Raw genomic sequence first — 2,166 nt, 5'->3', positions numbered from 1 at the left:
GCCTGAAGGTCAAACTGGTCGTCAACATGCCCGGTGTTGACGCCGCAGTTGCTGAAAAGATCGCAGAACGCGGCCACCACATCTGCCCCTATTCTAATGCGACAAAGGGCAATATTGACGTCGAAACAAAGATTGTCTGACGCCAAGACAGACGACCAGTAGGCAATGGCCGCAGTACGCTGCCATTGTCTACTTTAAATAAAGCCGCGCATCCCCAAAACATTGCAACAAAAAGCAGAAATTCCAGCATTGACGGTGATATTTTCATGTTCAAAACCGCAGCCAACTAGGTGGGGCCAAACAACTTGGCAAAGCCGCTCGAAGCATTCGAGGCGTGGAAATCCGCTGCACATGCCGCTTGATCAACGATCAGCAAGCCAACTTGAAAAGTCAGCGGGTTAACGTGACTACACCGTCTGATTAGTAGGAAGACGGGCATAATCGACCGCTCCGCATCAGTCCGAATTGACGCACTTGATCTTGACTTTACCAACCAAACCCACATCGTGTTTTTACCTTATACTCCGAGTCCTGCGGAAGCCGAATTTGATGTCTTGACGGCTAGGTTTGGAACGATTCAGCTATGTCTATGATCCGCCCCGGCTTTCTTTCCTCAGCAGACCGCCTCGAGCTTGAGGCTTGCGTGCGTTGCCAGCGCGAGGACCACGGCATTGCCCGCCGGGCAAATGCGATCCTGCTGCTCGACGACGGGGAAAGCTGTGCTCGGATCGCAAAGTTTCTCTACTTGGACGACGATACCATCCGGGGCTGGCATAAAACCTTTCTGCAAGATGGTTGGGATGCGCTTGCTTTCGACGGCTGGAAAGGCGGTCAGTCCCGTATGACACAGGCACAGGAGGTTGCTTTATGCGCCTGGCTGGAAGCACGCTTCTGTCGCTCGACGGTCGAGATCAGGGCCCATGTCGCAGCTGAGTGCGGTCTGAACTATTCCCATTCTGGCTGCATTAAACTTCTGGCCCGACTGGGCTTTGAATACCGCAAGCCCAAGCCCCTGCCGCGCGTGGCATCCGTGGAAAAACAGGCCGCTTTCATCGCATTCTACGACCGCCTGATGCGTGAGTTACCAGCGGATGAAGCCGTCTACTTCGCCCCCTCTCATTGATTGTCTTGCAATCAACTGCCGGGCAACGGATGCGGTGCATCCGGAATACCAGACCAAGCCTGCGTTTGGCTGGGTGAAGGTAGGATCAAATCCAGCGGTTCTCAGCACGGCAGGGCGCGGTCGTGTGAATATTCATGGGGCTGTGAACCTTGAAACCTTCGATGCACCCTTTGTCGAGCCCACAACCGTTGATGGGGTCAGTGCAGCACAGCTTCTGACCAAGATCGAAGCGCGCAACCCTGACAAGCGCATCATTCATGTCATCTGGGACAACGCGGCCTACCACAAAGGGCCCGATGTCAGAGCCTTCCTCGCCAGGGCAGCTTGCCGTATCCATCTGATCCAGCTGCCGCCTTACTGCCCTCATCTCAATCCCATTGAGCGGCTTTGGGCCGTCTTGCATCAATACGTTACCCACAATCGCTACTACCCAAGTCAAAAGCAGTTCGCCGACGCCATCCTTGCATTCATGCGTGAAACCATCCCGCAGGAATGGACGAAGTTCCGCGACAAGGTCTCAGACAACTTCCGCGTCATAACCTACGAAAACTTTCGGGTTTTGAAGTAGTGGCGGTATAACACATCTTCTCTGTAAGAAGTTTTCCACAGGAGATTTGGCCTAAAGGACTACAGGAGACTTGCTAAATTCACAGATAGTAATGAAATGGAGCATATCAGTTCAAGGCTGCTGAGCAACGACGTGGGTGCCATAAATTAAAGTCTGTTACTCACTTCAATTGCCATCAGAAATTGATCTGACCATTAATATAGGCACGCAATATCGTTTGCCATTTTTGAGGTTACTTAAATGAAAGAGTATAACCCCGACATCTACCGCCTGGAAGAATGTGGCATGGTGTCCATGGATATTGAAGACTACAACGCGTTCGAGAAAGCTTTGCTGGAGGACCTTCCCGAACTCTGTATGGACTGGGTAAAGGGCACTTTCTACCTTGGAGAGTACCGCAGTGAGCATCCTGACAGCACAGGTAACATCGATTCATTGTGCATCAATCTCAAAACGGGCCGTTGGCATGATATCG

At 52.1% G+C, this 2,166-nt stretch carries 3 protein-coding genes; all 3 read left to right on the top strand.

Features of this window, described 5'->3' with window-relative positions; translation table 11 throughout:
* Positions 1–583 precede the first annotated feature (583 nt).
* Positions 584–1,123, top strand: coding sequence for a transposase (locus ACGYLO_RS22090; protein WP_394377460.1), 540 nt, complete (start codon positions 584–586; stop codon positions 1,121–1,123).
* Entirely contained in the window at positions 1,092–1,691 is a 600-nt protein-coding gene (locus ACGYLO_RS22085) for an IS630 family transposase (protein WP_394377459.1), read from the top strand. The genes ACGYLO_RS22090 and ACGYLO_RS22085 overlap by 32 nt, the downstream gene beginning before the upstream one ends.
* Positions 1,692–1,931: 240 nt before the next feature.
* Positions 1,932–2,166 (top strand): hypothetical protein (locus ACGYLO_RS22080; RefSeq protein WP_394377458.1); only part of this gene is annotated, 235 nt, incomplete at its 3' end.

The organism is Sulfitobacter sp. 1A13353 (genome assembly GCF_043557255.1).
Classification (GTDB): Bacteria; Pseudomonadota; Alphaproteobacteria; order Rhodobacterales; family Rhodobacteraceae; genus Sulfitobacter; species Sulfitobacter faviae.
This window is presented reverse-complemented; position numbering and strand designations above follow the sequence as displayed.